Raw genomic sequence first — 1,751 nt, forward strand, 5'->3', positions numbered from 1 at the left:
GTCCGCCGAGCCGACCGCCGGGCGCGGACCGCGCCGCGTGGCCGCCCCCACCGGCCCGGGCTGCGGCCCGGAGCCCGACCGCTGGCCACGGTACGTGATCGTCGGCCGGGCGAACGGAGCGATGCCACCATCTTGGCGCAGAAGGGTGCGTACACCCCGCAGGCCGCGCCACCCGGACATCCGACGGCCGTTCTGGCGGCCACCGGACGGAACATGCCTGGATTGTCGTACATCCGGGTTTCCCGGCATTACGGGTGGAAGTCCGTCGCGAGATGCCTGTTGTCATGTTGGGTCTGATGGGCGTGTGCGGCGGGGATGCCGTTCTATGGGCAACTCTCCGTGTACGGATGGGGTAGTTGTCGTCACCAGCGCGATCCTGCGCGGTGCGGCTCCCGCCAAGATCGTCGGCGCGCTCGACGTCCTCTCCGCCGGTCGGGCCTGGCTCGGGCATGGATTCGGGGCCGCCGGGTCCGGGGTAGCCGGGTCCGGAGTGGCCGGGTACGAAGCGGTGGTGGCGGGCCCCGGGCTGACTTCCGCCGCTGGCCGAACGGTTCGGACGCCTCGCCGAGACCCTCGGGATCCGCCTGCGGAGGTGGAGCGACGAGCCGCCGCGAAAGCTCGACGTCCGGCGGGCGCACCGCGCGGCCGAAGTCGGGATTACCGCGGAATCCCGGAGACCGGGACCTGTTTCTTCGACGTCGGGCCGAACGGGTAGCGGGTTGAAAGGCTTCTCGGTGAGCTGGCCGACCGAAATCGACGTGCAGGCCGTCATTCGGCGGCGCACGGGACGGGCGGCGGCTCGAATCGCCGCACGTTCTCGGTGAGCGGGTGATCCCGGTGGCGACGGAATTCGACGCGGCTCCCCGCGGAGGTGTTCGAGAGCTGCGCGCGTGCTCGTGGCGGGAGCCGGCGCCGAGCGGCCGGTTCCGGGTGGGCCGGCGTGGCCCGTGGGCGCCCACCCGGAACCGACCTGGGTGCCGGTCTTCGAGGGGCGACTCGTTGCCGACCGGCACCCGGTGTGCGGCCCCACGGCCGGGGACCTCCCGTCCACCCGGGCGCAGCCGCGTGACCTCGAGTGCACCGCACCCCGGGCGGCCTGGCCAGAGCATCGGGGAGGCGATCGGCCGGGCAGGCCCGCGACCGGGCCGGCCGACGACCGGACAGGAAAGGGACATCGAGGATGCGCTGGTTCCGGTTCCGGTAATTCTGCCCGTTCGTCTCATCCCACTGACTATCCTGATCTCGGGGCGCGGCGGTGGCGATAGAACGGAGTCGACATGTCGGTCGATAGGCATCCGGGATGGACGCCGAACATTCTCCGACGCTTTCGTGAGGCGCACGGCCTGACCCAGGACGGCCTCGCCGAGCGGCTGCGCGGGTTGCCGGAAAAAAGTGGATTCACCCCGCCGGCGGCGACCGCGGAAATGATTCGCCGGCACGAGCTCGGCAAGGTTTTTCCCGGGGTCGCCTATCGGCGCTCCTACTGCCAGTTGTTCGGTGTCACGGAGCCCGAGCTGGGGTTCCGACCACCGCTGCCGGGAGAGTCCGTCGCCGGCTGGCGTGCCGACGGGTCCGGGCCATCGGCGGTGGGCCTGGACGCGGCCCTGGATGCGGCTGTGGACGCGGACATCGACGCGGCCTGGTCGAGGCTCGTGGGCCTTGCGGGCAGCCGCCCGCAACCGCCCGGGTCGGGGCGGCTTGAAACAGGGCCCGGATCAGGCCGCGCGGTGCCGGCGGGCGCGGTGCCGGCG

Annotated in this window: 1 protein-coding gene; it reads left to right on the forward strand. The window is 72.3% G+C overall.

Annotated features, from left to right (window positions below; genetic code table 11):
* Positions 1–1,277 precede the first annotated feature (1,277 nt).
* Positions 1,278–1,751 (forward strand): helix-turn-helix transcriptional regulator (locus ND748_RS31330; RefSeq protein ID WP_251749909.1); only part of this gene is annotated, 474 nt, incomplete at its 3' end.

Origin of the sequence: Frankia sp. AiPs1, assembly GCF_023716945.1 — a bacterium.
GTDB lineage: Bacteria > Actinomycetota > Actinomycetes > Frankiales > Frankiaceae > Frankia.